General features: G+C 75.0%; 20 protein-coding genes. 9 read left to right on the forward strand and 11 right to left on the reverse strand.

The window, feature by feature from the left end; all coding sequences use genetic code 11:
• The first annotated feature begins 142 nt into the window (after positions 1–142).
• Entirely contained in the window at positions 143–877 is a 735-nt protein-coding gene (locus ACZ6O5_RS09050) for a PepSY domain-containing protein (protein ID WP_465975644.1), read from the forward strand.
• Between the two features lie 52 nt (positions 878–929).
• Here the strand turns inward: ACZ6O5_RS09050 and ACZ6O5_RS09055 are convergent, their stop codons facing one another.
• Entirely contained in the window at positions 930–2,228 is a 1,299-nt protein-coding gene (locus tag ACZ6O5_RS09055; protein ID WP_465975646.1) for a cellulose binding domain-containing protein, read from the reverse strand.
• Between the two features lie 184 nt (positions 2,229–2,412).
• Between ACZ6O5_RS09055 and ACZ6O5_RS09060 the strand changes: the two genes are divergently transcribed.
• Positions 2,413–3,516, forward strand: coding sequence for a beta family protein (locus ACZ6O5_RS09060; protein ID WP_465975648.1), 1,104 nt, complete (start codon positions 2,413–2,415; stop codon positions 3,514–3,516).
• A gap of 1 nt (position 3,517) precedes the next feature.
• Here the strand turns inward: ACZ6O5_RS09060 and ACZ6O5_RS09065 are convergent, their stop codons facing one another.
• A complete protein-coding gene (locus tag ACZ6O5_RS09065; RefSeq protein WP_465975650.1) occupies positions 3,518–3,799 on the reverse strand; it encodes an adhesin in 282 nt (93 codons plus the stop codon).
• A gap of 234 nt (positions 3,800–4,033) precedes the next feature.
• On the opposite strand from ACZ6O5_RS09065, the gene ACZ6O5_RS09070 reads away from it, so the two are divergent.
• Together ACZ6O5_RS09070 and dacB are read left to right on the forward strand one after the other, a co-directional pair.
• A complete protein-coding gene (locus tag ACZ6O5_RS09070; RefSeq protein WP_465975652.1) occupies positions 4,034–4,750 on the forward strand; it encodes an MIP/aquaporin family protein in 717 nt (238 codons plus the stop codon).
• A gap of 64 nt (positions 4,751–4,814) precedes the next feature.
• Positions 4,815–6,398 carry a D-alanyl-D-alanine carboxypeptidase/D-alanyl-D-alanine endopeptidase gene (gene dacB / locus ACZ6O5_RS09075; RefSeq protein ID WP_465975654.1) on the forward strand — a complete coding sequence of 528 codons (1,584 nt, stop codon included), beginning with the start codon at positions 4,815–4,817 and terminating at the stop codon, positions 6,396–6,398.
• A 22-nt stretch (positions 6,399–6,420) separates the two neighbouring features.
• Here the strand turns inward: dacB and ACZ6O5_RS09080 are convergent, their stop codons facing one another.
• The 4 genes from ACZ6O5_RS09080 to ACZ6O5_RS09095 all read right to left on the reverse strand — a co-directional run bounded on the left by ACZ6O5_RS09080 (position 6,421) and on the right by ACZ6O5_RS09095 (position 10,565).
• On the reverse strand, positions 6,421–6,732 hold the full coding sequence (locus tag ACZ6O5_RS09080; RefSeq protein ID WP_107162369.1) for a hypothetical protein: 312 nt from the start codon (positions 6,730–6,732) through the stop codon (positions 6,421–6,423).
• A 130-nt stretch (positions 6,733–6,862) separates the two neighbouring features.
• Positions 6,863–7,741: a hypothetical protein gene (locus ACZ6O5_RS09085; protein WP_465975656.1), complete on the reverse strand. Its 879-nt coding sequence runs from the start codon at positions 7,739–7,741 to the stop codon at positions 6,863–6,865.
• A 166-nt stretch (positions 7,742–7,907) separates the two neighbouring features.
• A complete protein-coding gene (locus ACZ6O5_RS09090) occupies positions 7,908–8,978 on the reverse strand; it encodes a hypothetical protein (protein ID WP_465975658.1) in 1,071 nt (356 codons plus the stop codon).
• Positions 8,979–9,971: 993 nt separating this feature from the next.
• The gene (locus ACZ6O5_RS09095) at positions 9,972–10,565 is read right to left on the reverse strand and encodes a pentapeptide repeat-containing protein (protein WP_465975660.1); all 594 of its coding nucleotides are present in this window, start codon (positions 10,563–10,565) and stop codon (positions 9,972–9,974) included.
• Positions 10,566–10,631: 66 nt separating this feature from the next.
• On the opposite strand from ACZ6O5_RS09095, the gene ACZ6O5_RS09100 reads away from it, so the two are divergent.
• Complete coding sequence (locus ACZ6O5_RS09100) at positions 10,632–11,864, forward strand: serine hydrolase domain-containing protein (RefSeq protein WP_465975662.1); 1,233 nt, start codon at positions 10,632–10,634, stop codon at positions 11,862–11,864.
• Between the two features lie 54 nt (positions 11,865–11,918).
• On the forward strand, positions 11,919–12,560 hold the full coding sequence (locus ACZ6O5_RS09105) for an NAD(P)-dependent oxidoreductase (RefSeq protein ID WP_281936161.1): 642 nt from the start codon (positions 11,919–11,921) through the stop codon (positions 12,558–12,560).
• On the opposite strand, the gene ACZ6O5_RS09110 is transcribed toward ACZ6O5_RS09105, so the two are convergent.
• Together ACZ6O5_RS09110 and ACZ6O5_RS09115 are read right to left on the reverse strand one after the other, a co-directional pair.
• Positions 12,561–13,025, reverse strand: coding sequence for a PPOX class F420-dependent oxidoreductase (locus tag ACZ6O5_RS09110; RefSeq protein WP_465975664.1), 465 nt, complete (start codon positions 13,023–13,025; stop codon positions 12,561–12,563).
• A 31-nt stretch (positions 13,026–13,056) separates the two neighbouring features.
• Complete coding sequence (locus ACZ6O5_RS09115) at positions 13,057–13,698, reverse strand: DUF6642 family protein (RefSeq protein WP_281936164.1); 642 nt, start codon at positions 13,696–13,698, stop codon at positions 13,057–13,059.
• Between the two features lie 214 nt (positions 13,699–13,912).
• On the opposite strand from ACZ6O5_RS09115, the gene ACZ6O5_RS09120 reads away from it, so the two are divergent.
• The gene (locus tag ACZ6O5_RS09120) at positions 13,913–14,689 is read left to right on the forward strand and encodes a D-Ala-D-Ala carboxypeptidase family metallohydrolase (RefSeq protein WP_465975666.1); all 777 of its coding nucleotides are present in this window, start codon (positions 13,913–13,915) and stop codon (positions 14,687–14,689) included.
• A gap of 155 nt (positions 14,690–14,844) precedes the next feature.
• On the opposite strand, the gene ACZ6O5_RS09125 is transcribed toward ACZ6O5_RS09120, so the two are convergent.
• The 3 genes from ACZ6O5_RS09125 to ACZ6O5_RS09135 form a co-directional block, all read right to left on the reverse strand.
• Positions 14,845–15,378, reverse strand: coding sequence for a hypothetical protein (locus ACZ6O5_RS09125; protein ID WP_465975668.1), 534 nt, complete (start codon positions 15,376–15,378; stop codon positions 14,845–14,847).
• 121 nt (positions 15,379–15,499) lie between these two features.
• The gene (locus ACZ6O5_RS09130) at positions 15,500–16,192 is read right to left on the reverse strand and encodes a response regulator (protein ID WP_465975911.1); all 693 of its coding nucleotides are present in this window, start codon (positions 16,190–16,192) and stop codon (positions 15,500–15,502) included.
• A 35-nt stretch (positions 16,193–16,227) separates the two neighbouring features.
• A complete protein-coding gene (locus ACZ6O5_RS09135; protein WP_465975670.1) occupies positions 16,228–17,463 on the reverse strand; it encodes a sensor histidine kinase in 1,236 nt (411 codons plus the stop codon).
• A gap of 133 nt (positions 17,464–17,596) precedes the next feature.
• On the opposite strand from ACZ6O5_RS09135, the gene ACZ6O5_RS09140 reads away from it, so the two are divergent.
• Together ACZ6O5_RS09140 and ACZ6O5_RS09145 are read left to right on the forward strand one after the other, a co-directional pair.
• Entirely contained in the window at positions 17,597–18,496 is a 900-nt protein-coding gene (locus ACZ6O5_RS09140) for an ABC transporter ATP-binding protein (RefSeq protein WP_465975672.1), read from the forward strand.
• Positions 18,493–19,284, forward strand: coding sequence for an ABC transporter permease (locus ACZ6O5_RS09145; RefSeq protein WP_465975674.1), 792 nt, complete (start codon positions 18,493–18,495; stop codon positions 19,282–19,284). Before ACZ6O5_RS09140 ends, ACZ6O5_RS09145 begins: the two co-directional genes overlap by 4 nt.
• Position 19,285: the final 1 nt, after the last annotated feature.

Below are 19,285 nucleotides of genomic sequence, written 5' to 3' on the forward strand. Positions count from 1 at the left end.
ACCACCGTGCTCCGGCGACGGACAGCGATTTTCCCGGCCGACCACGACCACGCGCCTTAACCCGGCGTTGTCTGTCGGCTAGCGCGGCCCCGACCGTCCGGCGCGCAGTCTCGACGACACGAACCGAGGAAAGGTGGCAACCATGCGACGTACCTCCCTGATGCTGGCGGCGGCCGGTGGAGTCGCCGTGCTGGCGGTGACCGGCGCGGCGCTCGGCACGACCGCGGCGGACCGGTCGACCGGCCGCACCGCCCCGGCCGCCGTGACCGTCGAGGACAACCCGGCCCGGACGGGCACGGGCGGCGAGGACAACCCGGCCCGGACGGGCACGGGCGGCGAGGACAACCCGGCCCGGACGGGCACGGGCGGTGCGGACAACCCGGCCCGGTCGGCGACCGGCGGCGGGGACGACCGGGCCCACCGGGGCACGGCCGACGACGACCGTGCCCCGGCGGGCACCGGCCGGGAGGACAACCCGGCCCGTCGGGGTACGGACGACGACGCGGGTCCGGCGCGGGCAGCCGGCGGCACGGTGAGCCGGCAGCGCGCCGCCGAGGTGGCGTTGGTCCGCACCGGTGGCGGCCGGGTCACCGAGATCGAGGCGGAGACCGAGCACAGCCGTCCGGTGTGGAGTGTCAAGGTCACCCGTGACGGCTGGCGTCACGAGGTCAAGGTCGACCGGGCGACCGGCACCGTGCTGGAGGCCGAGCGGCAGCGGGCCGGCACCGACGACCGGGGTGGGCGCGACGACCGGGCCGGCACGGACGACCGGGGCGGGCGCGACGACCGGGCCGGCACGGAAGACCGGGGTGGGCGCGACGACCACGGTTCGCACGACCGGGACGACGACCACGGTCGCCACGGCGACGACGACTGAACGCCGGCCGGGGCCGGGTGCGGAGCGGATCCGCGCCCGGCCCCGGCCGTGCTCACCGCAGCGTGCAGCTCACCTCGGTCGGCGGCTGGTTGTCGCCGGAGACGACCAGGCCCCAACTGGTGGTGCCGCCGGCCGGCAACGCACCGTTCCAGGACGCGTTCGTCGCGGTCACCCGCGCGCCGGACTGCGTCGCGCCGGCGTTCCAGGCGTTCACCAGCCGCTGCCCACCGGCGAAGGCGACCTCGGTGCGCCAGCCGGTGGCGGCGGACGTACCGGTGTTGCGGACCGTCACCTCGGCCTGGAAGCCGCCGGCCCACGCGCCGGTGACCGTCCAGGCCGCCGCGCACCCCGAGCCGGACGGGCTCGGTGACGCGGTCGGGCTCGGCGACCCGGTCGGCGGGGCCGTCGGACCGTCCGACGTGGTGTAGCTGACCGGCGTGTACGCGGCGGAGCAGGTGCCGCCGCACGAGGCCGGCAGCGCGAACCGGTACACCCGGCCGCCGCCCACCAGCGCGCCGGTGACGTCCCGCACCCGGATCTGGAAGTCGACGCCGCCGGCGGTGGTCGCGCCGAGCACGTACGACTGGCCCATGTCGCTGTTCATGGTGGCGGCCCGCCACACCCCGTCGGCCAGGTACTCCACCCCGTGGATGCCGTTGGGCAGGTGGGACACCGCGATGGCCGGCCAGTACCGCTGGGCGCCGCGCAGGAACGCGATCCGGAGGTCGCCGGAGTAGTCGGGCGCCGGCACGAACGACCAGGAGACCTGCCGGTTGTTCCAGTGGCTCGGATAGAGGTCACCAACCGGGACACCGCCGCGTGCGAAGCGGTTCAGCGAGGCGGTGGACAGGTCCAGATGGTTCCGGTCGTCCCGGCACCAGGCGTTGCCGTCGCCGCAGGAGTCGGCGACCACCATGGTCAGGGTGGCGCCGTTGTAGCCGTCGGCGACCCAGGAGCCGTTGCGGCAGAACGGCTGCCCCGGCGCGCCGTCGTTGGTGCCGGTACACCGGTCCCCGATGGTCACCCGGACGAACCGGCCGCAGTTCAGGCCGTTGTTCCACAGCCCGATCCGGTCCGCCTGGTCCGGTGGCAGCGGCCGGACCGGATAGGACGTGTAGTCGCCGGGCAGGTCGTAGACGTTGAGCGCGACGACGTCCGGCGAGTCCAGTTCGGACTGGGGCAGGCCGCAGCCGCCGTACGGGGAGCCGAGGCCGTCGAAGTGGGTGGCGTTGCCGGTAACCGGCGCGGGCGGGTCGTCGACCGCGAGCGCGGGCAGTTGACCGGCGACGAGCAGCGCGGCCGCGGCGGCGGTCAGGGCCGCGCCGAGCCGGAGGCGGGACTGCGGGGTCATGGGGTGGCCTTCCGGGCGGGCCGACCCGGACACGGGCCGGCTCAGAGGTGGTCATGGTTGCCCGTCCATGCCCGGCCGCGCCCGCGGAGACCATGCCACCACCGTGCCCTCCGCCGTGTCAACGAGGGCGCTGGCCACCCGAACGGGGCGGTGACGGAGAGCGATTGAGTCGCTACATTGAAGTATGGTGTCCGCACCCGGCGGCTGGCCGCCGGACCCGGTCTACCGCCCCGTGCTGGCCGGCCGTCGGGGCGAGTTGGAGGCCCTGGCCCACCTCGACGACACCGCCGCCGCGCTGCTCGCCCCGATCGTCGACGTGCCGGCGGACGAGCCGGTCCCGGTGGCGGCGCTGCGACGGCTGCCCGCCACGCTCCTGCCGGCCGTCGACGTGTCGGCGCTGCCGGACACCCCGGAACACGACCCGGTCCGCTGGGGCGTACCCCTGATGCCGGTGACCGGGCTCGCGGAGAGTGACCGGCGGCTGGGCGCGCACGGCGCGGCGGCCCGGGCCGGGGCGGGCCGGGCGGTGGTCCGGCTGCGGATCGGGCCGGACCGGGTCGGCCCGGACGCCGCCACCGCGGCGGCGGAACGGGTGTGGCGGTCCACCGGGCTGGTGCCCGAGCAGTGCGACCTGCTGCTGGACGCTGGTGACGTGTGCTGCCTGGCCGACGTCCGGCTGGCCGAGCCACGGGTGCGACGCGCGGCGGAGTGGGCCCGGCGGCACGCCTGGCGCGCGGTTACCGTGGCGGCGGGCGGGATGCCACCGGCGCTGTCCCGGCTCCCGGTCGACGAGCCGGTCCGCCTGGACCGCTACGACTGGCTGCTCTGGCAACGCCTGGCCGACCTGCGACTGGGTTACGCCGACTACGGGGTGGGCTGCGCGGTACGCGACGCGGACGCGCCCGGCGACCGGCTGCCGACGCTGCGGTGGGCGGACGACGGCGCGTGGTGGATCTACCGCTGGTGCCGGCGGGGCGGTCGGGGCGACGAGCGCCTCGCCGACCTGTGCCGCACGCTGGTGGCCGCCCCGCACTGGCCGGCGGCCGGGTCGGGTTTCTCCTGGGGCGACCACGAGGTGTTGCGCCGGGCCCGGCGCGGCGCCGGGGCGGGTTCGCCGGCCAACTGGATCGCCTGGAGCACGTCCCACCACCTGGCTCACGTGCTGGCCGCGCTGGTCCGACCGGACCGGGAGCAGCGCGGCGGTTCGTGGCGGCCCGGCCAGGACGCCCCGGAGTGGGGGCGCGCCGGCCGGCCGCAGCGCGGCGGGGAGGCCCGCCGGGCCGGCTGAGTCACTCCTTCTCGGTGAAACCGAACTGGACCACGCCCTCCTCGTCCACCACCGCGTCGACCGAGGTGTCGTCGAGCAACTCGGCGGCGTCCAGGTCCAGGAAGATCCGCGCCCCCTGGTCGTCGACCACCTGGTCGCCCTGCACGGGCGCCGGGACCAGCTCGATGGAGAGCGCGCCGGCCTCGGTGTCGGCGGCGATGCGCAGCCCACCCGCGTCGGCCACGTCCTGCTGGGCGGCGAGGTCACGGATCACCAGGACGGCGTTGTCGGTCATGGTCAGCATGGCGGAACTCCTCATGGCTGGTCTCTCGGATTCGCGGGCGACTCGGCCCACGCGGTCGGCTCGCGACCCGGAAGCGGACGAAACGCTGTTTCGCCGCAATAAGGGGGGCGGTCGGACGGCCCCTCACCACCCACCGTGCCCGCTGCCGGTGGATCCGTCAAATAGAGCCGGGTGATCGGGCGTGAGCAGCGGTTTCTCCTCCGAACCGCCCGGCAGCTCCCTATGCTCGAGGGCGTGGACGACCCGCGCAGGTACGTCGCCGAGTTCCTCGGTTCGCTGCTGCTGATCTTCTTCGGCGTGGGCAGCGCCGTCTTCGCCCGGGTCCAGGGTGGCGTGGTGGTGGTCGCCCTGGCCTTCGGCTTCACCATGCTGGCGCTGGTGTACACGATGGGGCCGCTCTCCGGCAGCCACATCAACCCGGCGGTGACCCTGGGCGTACTGCTCTCCGGGAAGATCTCCCCGCTGGGCGCGGTGCTGTACTGGGTCGCGCAGTTCGCCGGCGCCATCGTCGCCGCGTTCGTGATCTGGGCGCTCACCCGATGGGGTGACGTGGTCGACCAGACCGGCGCGCTCGGCACCAACGGCTACGGCGCGCACATCAACCTGGGCGGCGCCGCCGTGCTGGAGACGGTGCTGACGTTCCTCTTCGTCCTGGTGGTGCTGGTGGTGACCGGGCGGGGTGAGCACGCCGCGTTCGCCGGGGTGCCGATCGGTCTCGCCCTGGCCGCCGCGCACCTGGTCGGCCTCACACTGGACGGCACCTCGGTCAACCCGGCGCGGTCGTTCGGTCCGGCCCTGTTCCAGGGCGGCACCGCGCTGCGCCAACTCTGGGTCTTCATCGTCTTCCCCTTGCTGGGCGGCGCACTCGCCGCCCTGGTCGCACCGCTGATCCTGCGCCCGGGAGCGGGCGAACCCGGGCCGGCGGAACGGGTGGCCACGCCGCGGACCTGAGTTCGGCAATAACCTTTCGCCCCGGGCCCTTTCCCGCAGGAAAGCACCATGGCAGCATCTGCACATGCATCGTCGTCTCTTTCCCCGGGCGCTCGCGGCGCTGGTGCTGGTCGCCACCGCGGCCACCGCCGGCACCACCACCGCCACGGCCGACGCGCCCACCCCGGCGCAGACCCGGCTGCACGCGACCATCGACGCGATCCTCGCGGACAGTCGGCTCGACGGTGCGCAGGCGGGCGTGGTCGTCGTCGACACCACCACCGGCCGCACGCTCTACGACCGCAACGGGACCCGCCGGCTCGTCCCCGCCTCCAACACCAAGCTGCTCACCTCGACGGCGGCGATGGAACTGCTCGGCCCGGGGCACCGCTTCACCACCGACGTCAGCGCCGCCGGGCCGCGCCGCGCCGGGCTGCTCTCCGGCGACCTCTACCTGCGCGGCGGCGGCGACCCGACCATGCTCGCCGCGGACTACGACCGGCTCGCCGCGCAGGTCGCCGCCGCCGGCGTACGGGTGGTGACCGGTGACCTGGTCGCCGACGACACCCGCTACGACCGCACCCGGCTCGGTCCGGACTGGACCTGGGACGACGAGCCCTACTACTACGCCGCGCAGGTGTCCGCGCTGACCGTCGCGCCGGACACCGACTACGACGCCGGCACCGTGATCGTCGACGTCGCGCCGGGCGCGCGGGCCGGCGTCCGTCCGAAGGTCTCGATGACCCCGGACAACGGCTGGCTGCACATCGACAACCGGGCCGAGACGGTCACCGGCGGCGAGACCACCGTCTCCATCGAGCGGGAGCACGGGAGCAACACCGTCGTGGTGACCGGCCAGATCGCGGTCGGCCAGGCCGCCGAGAGCGACTGGGTGACGGTCTGGGAACCGACCGGGTACGCCGCCGACGTCTTCCGGTCGGCGTTGCGCCGGCACGGCGTACGGGTCCTCGGCCGGACCGTGCTCGGCACGGCCACCCCGGACACCGCCCGGCCGCTGGCGCGGCACGACTCGATGCCGCTGGCCGACCTCATGGTGCCGTTCCTCAAGCTCTCCAACAACGGGCACGCCGAGGTGCTCACCAAGGAGCTGGGCCGGATGCTCTCCGGCTCCGGCACCTGGGCCGCCGGCCTGGCCGCGATCGGTGAGTACGTCGGCGACGCCGGAATGGACACCGGCACACTGCGCCAGCGTGACGGCTCCGGTCTGTCCCGGCGCAACATGATCCCGCCCGCCCAGTTCGTGACGCTGCTCTCCGCGGTACGCGCCGAGCCCTGGTTCGACACCTGGTACGCCGCGCTGCCGGTGGCCGGCAACACCGACCGGCTCGTCGGCGGGACGCTGCGCAGCCGGATGACGGGCACCGCCGCCGCGAACAACGTGCACGCCAAGACCGGCAGCCTGACCGGCGCGTCCGGCCTCTCCGGCTACGTCACCGACGCCGACGGCCGGCTGCTGGCCTTCTCGATCGTGCTCAACAACTACCTGACCTCGTCGGTCAAGGGGCTGGAGGACCAGATCGCGATCGCGCTGGCCACGTACACCGAGAAGGAGACGGCGACCGCCCGGCGGACCGTGCCGACCGCACCGGACTCGCCGCGGGTGCCGGAGGGGCGGGAGTGCTCCTGGGTCAAGCCGGCGTTCTGCTGACCGACCCGCGCCGGCCCGGCGTTCAGGCGCCGGGCCGGTACGGGCGCGGCGCGGCGGCGGGGTCGCCCCGCTCGACCAGCGCGTCGATCTCGGCCGGCGGCAGCCCGCGCAGCGTGAGCACCCGCCGGCCCCAGCGGTGCAACCGGCACGGGTGCGGGCTGGCGTCGTTGCGGCAGATGGTCCCGCCCGACCAGGACCGTGGCGCATGCACCACCACCGCCCGCACCGCGAACTGGACGTCCTCCACCGTCACGTACGGCGGCAGCGGGATGTCCCGCAACACACCGCGATCGGAGGACTGGCGGGCAGGGGCGAGAGGCGTGGGACGGCTCATCGGTCGAACCTCCACAAAGGATGGACGGACGGGGACCCCGGAAAGGTACGTCGGTCGACCCGGCGCGCGACGGACAAACTGTCCCGATGGTTCGGCCGGGCACGACCCGCACCCGGGCGGCGTACGCGGATCAGCGCAGCGCGACGGCCTGGAGGCTGACGTTGCCGCACTGCCCGAGGGACTCCTCCACGGTCCAGCTCAGCAGCAGCTTCGCACCGCGCGGCGCGCGGAACCGGACGGTGAAGTCGGTGGTCAGCGCGGTGTGCGGGTCCTCCATCCGGAGCGTGCTGACCGGCCCACCGGCGATCCGCACGTCGAGCCGGCCACGGGCCATCCAGAGCCCGGCGTAGAGGTGCACCGTGCGCGACTGCCCGTCGGCGGTCACCGCGAGACGGAAACCGCTGCCCTGTTCGCAGGTGTAGACCCCGGACATGGTGCCGCTGGCCGAGGCCACCGGCACGCCGTCCCGCCAGGCGTACGCCTCCGGGTTGTTGCTGAAGCTCTCCCGCCGGCCCCGGCCGCCCTCGTCCCGGATCGCGCCGGAACCGCCCCGCTTGCGGACCGTCCGGTCACCGCCGAGCAGCCCCCAGTGGACCCAGTCGACAGTGCCCACGGCGGTGAGGTCGACCGAGGCGGGCACCTCGGCCCGGCTGACCGCGACCGTCGGTGGCGCCATCGTGGACGGTGCGGGGCTCGGGGACGGTGAGGGGCTCGGGGACGGTGGGCGCTGCCGGGGGCGCAGGCCGGGGGTGGCGGCCGCGCCGTCGGCTTCGCCCGGCAGCCCGACCCGGCCGGTCGGCGCCACCGGCAGGACCGCGCTCTCCTCGCGCGGCGCGTCGTGCCGCTCGGTGCCGAGGTAGGCCACCAGCGCCGCCAGGCAGAGGAACGCGGCCAGGCCCTCCAACGCCATCCGCCGCCGGCGCCGCAGCCGGCGCAGCGCGGACCGGGTACGCGGGTGGCCCTCTCGATGCGAGCCGGGGCCGGTTCGCGAACGGTCCTCCTCGCCCACCACACCTCCGCTTCGTCTCACGCGGCGCCGCCGGAGCGGCCGGAGCGCGACGGGCTTCACGGTGTCACCGCCCGGCCGTTTGCGCCATATGTGAGCCGACGGGCGTTTCCCGTTCGTTACCAAGAGGTAGCAGAACGGACCCGTCGCCGTCCAGCCAAGCGGCGGGTCAGCTTACCGTGATCGCTTCCAGCGACACCCCGTCGTTCTGCCCGCCGGTCACGGCGAGCGCCCGCCAGGTGATCAGCAGCCGCTGGCCGCGAGGTGCCCGGAAGTGGACGACGTACTGGTAGAAGCGGTCGCCCTGGGCCATGGCCACCTCCCGGACGGCCGGATCACCGCCGCCGGAGAGCGAGACGTCGAGCCGGGCCCCGGCCGAGAACGCACCGACGAACAGCCGGACGGTCCGCAGGTCCCCGCTGCCGGCCACACCGAGCCTGAAGGACTTGCCGGCACCGCGCTGGAAGACGCCCGTCCGGGTGCTCTCCTGCCGCACCGTCGGCGTGCCGTCCGTCCAGCTCAGGCCGGACACCCCGGCGTTGTGCTCCAGCCGGTCGCCGCCCGGGTCCTCGATCTCGCCGGTGCCGCGCTGCTTACGCTGGACGCTGTCCGCGCCCGCGCCGCCCCAGTGCCGCCAGTCCCGCGTGCCGAGCAGGGTGAGCGACACCGCCGGCGGCACCGGCTCCTGATCCACCCCGAGCAGCGGGTCGCCGGGCAGCGCCGGGTCGCCGGTCACCGGCACGACCGTCGGGGGCGCCCCCGGCGGCGCCGGTACCGGCGTGGTCGGCCCGGCTGCCGGCACGGCCCGGCCACGCTCGGGCGGCGTCGGTGACCGGGCGGAGTACGCCAGCGCCACCACCGACGCGGTCAGCGCGGCGGTGGCCAGCACGGCTCGGCGACGCTGGCGGCGGGCCCGGGCGGCAGCGACCCGGGTGGCCCCGGCCTCGCTCACGGCCCGCGCCGCATCCGGGCGGAGAGCGTGCCGCAGCCGGGCGGACACGCCCCGAACCGACACCGGCCCCAGCCGGAGCGACTCCCCGCGCAGCCGAGCGGACGTTGATCCCAGCCGGACCGACATCCCTTCCCGTGGGACCGACGCCCCGCGCAGTCGAGCCAACGCCCCGCGCAGCCGGATCGCGAGCGCGCCGGCCAGGCCGGCGAGCCGGGTGCGGAGGCTCTCCGGCGCGGTGTGCCGGCCGGCCAAGGCCGGCGTCCCGTCCCCGAACGGGTCCCCGTCCACCGCCCGCAGGCCGGTCCGCGCCCGCAGGCCGGGCCGCGCCCGTAGGCCGGTCCGCGCCCGTAGGCCGGTCCGCGCCCGCCGGGCGGCACGGTCCGGCCGAGCCGCCGTCTGAGCCGGCACCGGACCGGCCGGCCCTGGCCCACCTGGCCCGAGCCCGCCCGCTCCCGGCCCCGGTCCACCCGTGCCGAGCCCGCCTGGCCCCAAGCCGGGTCCAACCGGACCGGGCCCAGCCGGCCCCGGGCCAGGTCCACCCGTGTCGAGCCCGCCCGGTCCTGGCCCGCCTTGTCCCGGCCCAACCGGACCGAGTCCAGCCGGCTGGGGCCCGCTCGGCCAGTGCCCAGCCGGGGCATGCCCGACCAGCGGGGCCGGCCCAGGCGCGGGCCCGACGGACGCGGGGCCGAGCAGCGCGGGCCCGGTCGGTGCCGGTGCCGGTGCCGCATCGTCGATCGGGGAGACGTCCGGGACGGCCGGTTCCCACGCGCCGTCGTCCGGCTCGCCGGCGAGGCGACGCGGGGCGGCCTGCGGTTGCGGCGTGGCGACGGGCTCGACCGGCACGGCGGGCAGCCAACCTCCGACCCGCATTCCGGACTGCGTGAGTTCCTCCTCAGCCACCGCCCCTCCCTCGGCCGCCGGAGTCGGCGACCGTCACCGCGGCTCGCCGCAGGGCAGGATGACACATGCTTCGATCTCCGAGAAGCAGGCGACACGAACCAATTTCGCCGCTCCCACCTCGGGCGTGTCGGCCGGGAGAAAGGATTCCGTGAGACGCGATATACCCGTAGGTCATAAATATGACACAGCGGTATATCGCTTCAGAGGAGTCGTCCTCGACGAGGTGTAACGCACCGTGAGGACCGAAGCCCGGACTCTAACCAGCCGGGCCGGGCGCGTGACGCCGGCCGAGAGCGCGACGGCACCGGCGGGGCAGGTCGGCAGGGCGGGGCGGTCGGGCGGGGCGGCCGGGCGGCGACGGAGGCGGGAGGGGCGGCCGGGTCAGCCGACCTGGAAGCCGAGCGCCTGGACCAGTGTCACGGCCTGCTCCACGTCGACCCGCGCCCCGACCCGTTCCACCGCGGTCGGGTCGAGCGCGGACAGGTCGCTGCCGCGCAGGTCGGCGCGGGTCAGCTTGGCGGCGTGCAACTGGGCTCCGGACAGGTCGACGCCAGTGAGCACCGCGCCGGTCAGGTCGGCGCCGGTCAGGTCGGCCTCGCGCATGCGTACGTCGGTGATCCGGGCGCCGCGCAGGTCGGCGCCGGGCAGCGCGACGAACGACCAGTCGCCGCGGTCGACCCGGAGCGGGCGCAGGTCGCACCGGTCGAAGCTGCTGCCGACCAGCTTGCAGCCGGTGAACTCCGCCTCGAACAGGTTGCAGCGGGTGAACGTGCAGCGGGTGAACGCCGAGTCAACGTGCCGGGAGGCGTTGAACGCCACGGTGCCGAAGACGCACTCCGTGAACACGGCGCCCCGGCTGACCGCCTCGGTGAGGTCGACGTCGAAGAACTCGCAGCGCACGAAGTGCCGGTCGACCAACTCTTCCGCGTACCAGTCCTGCTGGCGGTAGGTGACGTCCTCGACGGGCTCCGGCATGCCGCCGACACTAGTGTGGCCGGCCGACACTTCCGGCCCGCCGTACCGGCGGGTAGGTTCGCGGGGATGAGCGTCGCAGTCAGCACCGATCCCGGCCGTGTCGGCTTCGATCCCGCCCGGCTGGCGCGGATCGACGAACACTTCGCCCGCTACGTCGACGACGGCCGGCTCGCCGGCTGGCAGGTCGTCGTCACCCGCCGGGGCGAGATCGCCCACTCGTCGACGTACGGGCTGCGCGACCGGGAGGCCGGCACGCCGGTCGAGGCGGACACGCTCTGGCGCATCTACTCGATGACCAAGCCGATCACCTCGGTTGCCGCGATGATGCTCTGGGAGCAGGGCCGGTTCGAGCTGACCGACCCGGTCAGCCGCTGGCTGCCGGAGTTCGCCGACGTCCGGGTCTACGACCGGGGGTCGGTGCTCAAGCCGTACACCGTGCCGGCCGCCGAGCCGATCCGGATCTGGCACCTGCTCACCCACACCGCCGGCCTGACGTACGGCTTCGCCCAGGTCTCGGTGGTCGACGGCCTCTACCGGGCGGCCGGCTTCGACCTGGGCGTGCCGGCCGGCGCGGACCTGGCCACGGCCTCGGCCGGCCTGGCCACGCTGCCGCTGCTGTTCCAGCCCGGGACGAGCTGGAACTACGGCGTCTCCACCGACGTGCTGGGCCGTCTGGTCGAGGTGGTCTCCGGGCAGTCCCTGGACGCGTTCTTCGCCGAGCGGATCCTGCGCCCGCTCGGGATGACCGACACCCGCTGGTGGGTGGACGCGGCGGACGCCAAGCGGCTCGCCGCGCTCTACGCCCCGCACCCGGCCACCGGTCAGGCGGTACGCGCCGACGGCATCGGCCGGGCCGCGCTGGCGGCGCCGGGCTGGCACTCCGGCGGCGGCGGGCTGGTCTCCACCGCCGCCGACTACCACCGCTTCACCCAGTTCCTGCTGCGCGGCGGCGAGCTGGACGGGGTGCGCCTGCTCGGCCCCCGCACGGTCCGCTTCATGACCCGCAACCACCTGCCGGGCGGCCGGGACCTCGCCTCGTTCTCCCCGGAGGGGTTCTCCGAGACGGTGCTGGACGGGATCGGCTTCGGACTGGGCTTCGCCGTGGTGCTCGACCCGGTGCCGGCGCGGGTGCCCAGCAGCGTCGGCGAGTTCTACTGGGGCGGCATGGCCAGCACGGCGTTCTGGGTGGACCCGGTGGAGGAGGTCACCGCGCTGCTGTTCACGCAGCTCATGCCGTCGAGCACGTACCCGCTGCGCAGCCAGTTGCGCCAGCTCGTCTACTCCGCGCTGGTCGACTGACCGGGTTCGGCGGAACGGCACCCGCCCGGCGGCCGGCTGCCTAGCCTGTGAGGCATGAGCGACATCGTCGTGTTCGGCGCCGGCGGGACGGCGGGCTCCCGGATCGCCGCCGAGGCGGCCGAGCGGGGGCACCGGGTCACCGCCGCGGTACGCCGGCCGGAGGCGGTCGGCTACCTGCCCCCGGGCGTACGCACGGTGACCGGCGACGCCACCTCGGCGCGGAGCGTACGCGAGCTGGCGGAGGACGCGGACGTGCTGGTGGTGGCCATCGGCGGAGGCGAGCGTGACCTCTGGCGGGACGCCGCGCGGACGCTCGTGGACACGCTGCGGGGCATGCCCGACCCGCCGCGGGTGATCCACGTCGGTGGCGGCGCGACGCTGCTCACCCCGAGCGGCACCCGGTTCCTGGACGAGCCGGACTTCCCCGCCGAGTACCGCGACTCGGCGCAGGGGCAGGCGGACGCGCTGGCGTTCTACCGTTCTTCGGCCGACGGGGTGACCTGGACGTACGTCTCCCCGCCGCCGTTGGAGTTCCACCCCGGCGAGCGGACCGGGCACTACCGCACCGGCACGGACCACCCGGTGACCGACGCGCAGGGCCGCTCGGTGCTCACCTACGAGGATCTCGCGGTCGCGATCGTCGACGAGATCGAGAACCCGAGGTTCGGCAACGCGCGGTTCACCGCCGCGTACTGATCAGTCGGCGAGCCGGGCCGGGAACCCGCCGGTGGCGATCGGCCCCCAGGACTCGATCGTGACGCGGATCAGCGACTTGCCCTGCGCGACCATGGCCGCCCGGTACTCGTCCCAGTCCGGGTGCTCGCCGGAGATGCTGCGGAAGTAGTCCACCAGCGGCTCCAGCGCCTCGGGCAGGTCGAGCACCTCGGCCACGCCGTCGACCTGCACCCACGGGCCGTTCCAGTCGTCGGAGAGCACGCAGGCGGAGACGCGCGGGTCGCGGCGGATGTTCGTCACCTTGGCCCGCTCCGGATAGGTGGAGATGACCAGCCGGCCCTCGACGTCGACGCCGCAGGAGACCGGGGACGACTGCGGGCGGCCGTCCGCCCGGGTGGTCATCAGCACGACGCGGTGCCGGGGGCGGAGGAACTCGGTCAGGGCGTCCCGGTCGACCCGGGTGTTGCGCGCGATGCTGCGTGGCATGCCTCGGTTCTACCAGGCCGGCGGCCGGATCTCAGCGCGGGCGGCCGGCGGCCCGGCGCGGGGCGACCTGCTCGGGCACGCGCGGGCGCGCGGTGGGCCGCCAGGCGCGGCCGTTGGCGTAGATCACCCGGAAACCGAGGTACGCGGCGAGCGGCGCCCAGTGCGCCGAGCCCATCCGCAGCTCGGCGGCGTTGTGCCGCTGCCCGTTGGCCAGCACGTCGAGCAGCACGGTCTCGAACGCGGCCGACTCGACCCAGTCCACGTCGCGGGTGAAGCCGCAGATCAGCGCCGCGCCGGTGACCTCGAGGAAGCCGCGCAGCGTGGCGTCGGAGGCACGCAGCACCGAGCAGCTGCCGAAGTAGAGGCGACGCCCGTCGGCGCGGCCGGCCATCCGCTCCGCCACGTCGGACAGCTCGACCGAGTCCCAGTCGGTGAGGCAGAGCCGGCTCGGCTCGCCGTGCATGGCGAAGAACCCGACGCGGTGGTCCGCGTACTGCTTGAGCAGCCAGCGGTCGAGGAAGTAGAACAGCTCGTCCCGGGTGGCGGCGTCCTTGTGGATGTAGCGGATCCGGTTCAGTCGTTCGAGCAGTTCGAGCGTGGGCAGGACGGAGCCGCGCTCGTTGAGGTCGCGGTGCCACTGCCCCTCGACGCAGAACACGCCGCCACGCGCCATCGCCCCACCTCCCCTGCCCGCGAGGCTCGCCCGCCCGGGGGTCGATCCGGGCCCGGAGCAGACGTTACCGCTCCCCTCCGACCATGACCGAATGTGAGAACAATTTCCGCTAATCACCACGAAGAGCCCCGTCGAATGTCACGGTGAGAAGGACGGGACGCGGTGGTCGATGTGCCGTCCCGACCCCATTTCCACTCTGATCGGGAGGACTCCTGTGCGCGTCAACACCCTGAAGCGGGCGGCCGTCGCGTTCGCGCTGGCCCTGCCCGGGGCCGCGGTCGCGACGGTCGTCGCCGCACCGGCGGCCCACGCCGACGGCTGCTACACCTGGCCCCGCACCCTGTCGCAGGGGCGCTCGGGCGAGGACGTCCGGCAGCTCCAGATCCGGGTGGCCGGCTGGGCCGGGTACGCCGGCATCGTCCGGGTCGACGGCCGGTACGGCCCGGAGACGACCGCCGCAGTCAAGCGTTTCCAGTCCGCGTACGGACTGCGGGCCGACGGCGTCGCCGGGCCGCGGACCTTCGCCAAGATCTACGACCTCCAGGACAACGACTGCACCCCGAAGCACTTCAGTTACGCCGAGCTGGACAACGGCTGCGGCAAGGGCGGGTGGGGCGGTGGTCCGCTCTCGTCGTCCGCGACCCGGGAGAACGCGATACGCACCATGTGGAAGCTGGAGGCGCTGCGGCGCAGCCTCGGCGACAAGCCGCTCTACGTCACCAGCGGATTCCGCAGCATCGCCTGCAACCGGCAGGTCGGCGGCGCCGCCGACAGCCAGCACCTGTACGGCAACGCGGCCGACCTGACCTCGCGGGACCGGACCCTCTGCGAGATCGCCCGGTCGGCCCGGGACCAGGGCTTCAGTGGCATCTACGGCCCCGGCTACCCGGATCACGACGACCACACGCACGTGGACTCGCGCCGGGAGAACACCCGGGACAAGTCGGCGAACACCACCGACTGGTCGGCCCCGGACTGCGGCATCAACTGATCCGGACGCACGACGGCCCGACGCGGGGGGTGGGGGCGCCCCGCGTCGGGCCGCCGGCCGATGGGCCCGCGCGGAGGCCGGGGGTGCTCCGCGTCGGGCCGCCGCCCGGGTGACCGGCACGGCCGACGGCGCGCCGGCCGCGACCCGTACCCGGGTCAGCTCGCCCGGGGCCAGCGCGGCCGGGCCGTGGGGGCCGGCCGCGCGGCGCCGGGCCGCAGGCCGGGCCGCACCGGCGGCGCGACGACCCGCGGGACCGGCCCACGCGCCTGGCCGGCGACCGGACGGGCGGCCGGGGCCGCGCCCGGCCGGGCCGCCTGACCCGCGCCCGGCCGGGCAGTCTGCGTCGCGCCCGGGCGGGCCGCCTGGACGGCCGGTCGGGCCGCCGACGGGCCGGTCAGCACGAACGGGAAGGGCACGTGCACGAACGGGTTGCCGTGCCGGATCAGCGCGTCGATCTGGCGCTCGTTGAGGCCGTGTGTCGCCAGCACCCGGCGCCCCCAACGGTGCAACCGGCACGGGAACGCCGACCCGTCGTTGCGGCACTTCGGCCCCGCGGGCCACTCCTCGGCGGCGTGCACCACCACCGCCCGGACCGCGAGGCGGACGTCCTCGGGTGTCAACGGCGCCGGCATCGGCACCTCGCCCAGGACCTTGTCGATGGGATCCGTCGACTGCTCACCAACACGCACGGCAGGCCTCCCGCAGCTCGGCAGCGGTGCGGCGGACCGGCCGCACCACATCCTCGCCCACTGGTACGGCCGGACACCGGCGACAGTTCAATCCCACCGGCCGGGCCTGCCCGACACCGCGTCAGACCAGGTCGGCGTCCTGGACCAGCAGCGCCACCTGCACCCGGTTGTTCAGGTCGAGCTTGGTGAGCAGCCGCGACACGTACGCCTTCACGGTCGCCACGCTCATGAACAGCTCGGCGGAGATCTCCGCGTTGGTCCGGCCCCGACCGAGCAGCAGCGCGACCTCCCGCTCCCGCTCGGACAGCTCGCCGAGCAGCCGTACCGCCCGCTCGCGGCGGGGATCCCGGGCGGGCGCCGGCACGGCGGCGGTCACGTGCGCGATCAGCCTGCGGGTCACCGCCGGGGAGAGCGTCGCCTCGCCCGCCGCGACCCGGCGTACCGCCGCCACGATCTCGGCCGGCGGGGTGTCCTTCAGCAGGAAGCCGCTCGCCCCGGCCCGCAACGCGCGCAGCACCTGCTCGTCGGCGTCGAACGTGGTCAGCACCAGCACCTCGGGCGGCTCCGCCGTCGCCCGCAGCGCCTCGGTGGCGGCCAGCCCGTCCACCCGGGGCATCCGGATGTCCATCAGCACCACGTCCGGGGCGTACGCGGCGACGGCGGCCGGCACCTCGACGCCGTCGGTCGCCTCACCCACCACCGCCAGGTCGGGTACGCCGCCGAGGATCATCGACAGCGCGCCCCGGACCAGCGGGTCGTCGTCGACGATCAGCACCCGCACCGGCCCCCTCACCGGGCGGGGCCGACCGGGCATGCCCTCACGGCCCTCGCTCCGCTCGGTGCGTTCGCTCATGCGGAGGCCCAGGGCAGCCAGGCGGCCAGCCGGAAGTCGCCGTCGGCGTCCCGCCCGTGGTCGACGCGTCCGCCGGCCAGCGTGACGCGCTCGACGACGCCCACCAGGCCGGTGCCGGTGCCGGGGATCGCGGCGGCCGGCCCGCCCACCGGCCAGGGGTTGCGGATGTCCACCGCCAGCCCCTCGCCGGGGCCGCCGGCCAGCCGGACGGTCACCACCGCCCCGGGCGCGTGCTTGCGCGCGTTGGTCAGCCCCTCCTGCACGATCCGGTACGCGCTGCGCCCGATCGCCGCCGGCACCCCGGCCGGCTCGGTCACCTCATTCACCACGCTGACGCGTACCCCGGCGTCGCGGCTCTCGACCACCAGCGCCGGCACGTCGCCGAGCGTCGGCTGGGGTCGTTCCGGCGTGGCCTCGGAGCCGGTCTCGGCCCGCAGCACGCCGATCACCTCGCGCAGGTCCTGCAACGCGGCGTGCGCGCTGGCCCGGATCACCCCGGCGGCCCGGGCGACCTCCTCCGGCGGCGCGTCCGGGCGGAACTCCAAGGCCCCGGCGTGCAGGCTGAGCAGCGAGATCCGGTGGGCGAGCACGTCGTGCATCTCCCGGGCGATCCGGCCGCGTTCGAGGTTCCGGGCCTGCTCCAGCCGGAGCTGCTGCTCGGCCTCGGCCCGTTCGGCGCGGTCGCGCAGCGACAGCACGAGCTGCCGGCGGGCCCGGACGAACAGCGCCCAGGCCACCACGATGCCGATGAAGAGCACGGTCCACGCCACGGCGGCCCAGAACGGCATGGCCGGGTCGGGGCGGACCGCGATGAACGGCAGCGCGGTGGCCAGATGCCAGCCGACCAGCGTCAGCCCCACCACCAGCGGTCGGTGGACCAGCACGGTGAACAGGACGACCAGCAGCACGGCCCCGGAGGTGACCGAGAACAGCGTCAGCGGCGCGGTGGCCACCGCCAGCCCCACCGGCCAGCGGCGGCGCAGCCAGAGCGCGCCGGCGGCGAGCAGACCGACGAACAGGTCGATCTCGGCGAGCCAGCTCGGCCCGGCGTTGAGCGCGAACTCCGGTCGCCCGCTCACCGCGTCGTCGTGCGCGAGGAGCACCCAGCCCAGCGCGATCAGGAACAACAGGCCGTCGACGAACCAGTCCCGCGGGGTCCGGCGGGCGGCCCGCGCGGGCACCAGGGAGCCCGGCAGGAGCCAGGGATGATCGGGGACGACAGCGCTGCTCACCCACCCCATGCTAGGGAGCCGTCCGGACCGGCTGCCAGCTACCAAAGTCGACGCCTGCGGTGAACCTCGGTCGGTGCCGGCGACGACCGTCGGCCGCAGCGGAGCGCCGGGTGGCCCCGGCAGGCTTCTCGGCATGATCGAAGTCGACCATCTGACCAAGCGGTACGGACCGCACACGGCCGTCGAGGACGTGACGTTCCGGTGCGAGCCGGGCACGGTGACCGGATTCCTCGGCCCGAACGGCGCCGGCAAGTCCACCACGATGCGCATGATCTGCGGGATGACGCCGCCCAGCTCCGGCGCGGCCACGGTCACCGGCCGGCCCTACCGGGCGCTGCCCAACCCGGGCCGGGAGATCGGCGTCCTGCTCGACGCCTCGGCCCAGCACGCCGGGCGCACCGGGCGGGAGACGCTCACCCTGGCCGCCCGCACCATGGGCGTGGAGCGGGGGCAGGTGGCCGCGAAGCTGGACCTGGTCGGGCTGAACGACACCGCCGCGCGGCGCCGGGTCGGCGCGTACTCCCTGGGCATGCGGCAGCGGCTCGGCCTGGCGCTGGCGCTGCTGGGCGACCCCCGGGTGCTGATCCTCGACGAGCCGGCCAACGGCCTCGACCCGGAGGGCATCTACTGGATGCGCGGCCTGCTGCGCGACTACGCCGACCGGGGCGGCACCGTGCTGCTCTCCTCGCACCTGCTGCGCGAGGTCGAGGCGGTGGCCGACCGGCTGGTGGTGATCGGCGGCGGCCGGGTGGTCGCCCAGGGCGGCAAGGACGAGCTGCTGGCCGGCGCCGGCACGCTGGTCCGCGCCCGCGACCAGCACGCCCTGCGCCTCACCCTGGACCGCGCCGCGCTGCCGGCCACCGTCGGCACCGACGGCGGCTTCGTGGTCCGGGCCGAGCCGGAGGCCGTCGGCCAGGCCGCGGCCGACGCCGGACTGGTGCTCACCGAACTGCGTCCGGCCGGCAGCGGCGGCCTGGAGCAGCTCTTCCTCACCCTCACCGCCGGCGCGTCGACCAGGGAGGCCGTCCGATGACCACCGCCACCACGCCCGTTCCCACCGCCGCCCCGACGCGGCACGAGCCGGCCGCCGGCCCCTCGCTGGCCCGGCTGACCGGAGTGGAGCTGCGCAAGCTCACCGACACCCGGGCCGGCCGCTGGCTGCTGATCAGCATCGGGCTGATCGCGGTCGCCATCGTGGTGGTGCAGCTCTTCGTCGCCGACGGCCCGGAGCAGACGTTCACCGCGTTCTTCGCGCCGTCGCTGCTGCCGGTCGGGCTGCTGCTGCCGGTGCTGGGCATCCTCTCCATCACCGGCGAGTGGTCGCAGCGCACCGCGTTGACCACGTTCGCGCTGGTGCCCCGCCGGGAGCGGGTGATCGTCGCCAAGCTGGCCGCGGTGGTGCTGGCCGCGCTCGCCTCGGTACTGGTCAGCCTCGCCGTCGCCGCCGCCGGCACGCTCGCCGCCAAGGCGACCGGCGGGGCGGGCGCGTGGACGTTCGACTGGCAACTGCTGCCGTACGCGGCGGTGTTCCAGGTGGCGAACGTGCTGATGGGCGCCGGGTTCGGCCTGCTGCTGCTGAACACGCCGCTGGCCATCGTCACCTACCTGCTGCTGCCGACCGTGTGGAGCGTGCTGTCGGCGATGATCGAGGCGCTGCGGGAGCCGGCCGGCTGGCTGGACACCTCGGTCACCATGGCGCCGCTGCTCACCCCGGACGTGACCGCCGGGCAGTGGGGTCGGCTCGGTGTCTCGCTGGCCGTCTGGATGGTCGTGCCGCTGGTCGCCGGCCTGATCCGCACGATGCGGCGGGAGGTGTCCTGAC

The sequence above is a fragment of the Micromonospora sp. NPDC049201 genome, from assembly GCF_055586805.1.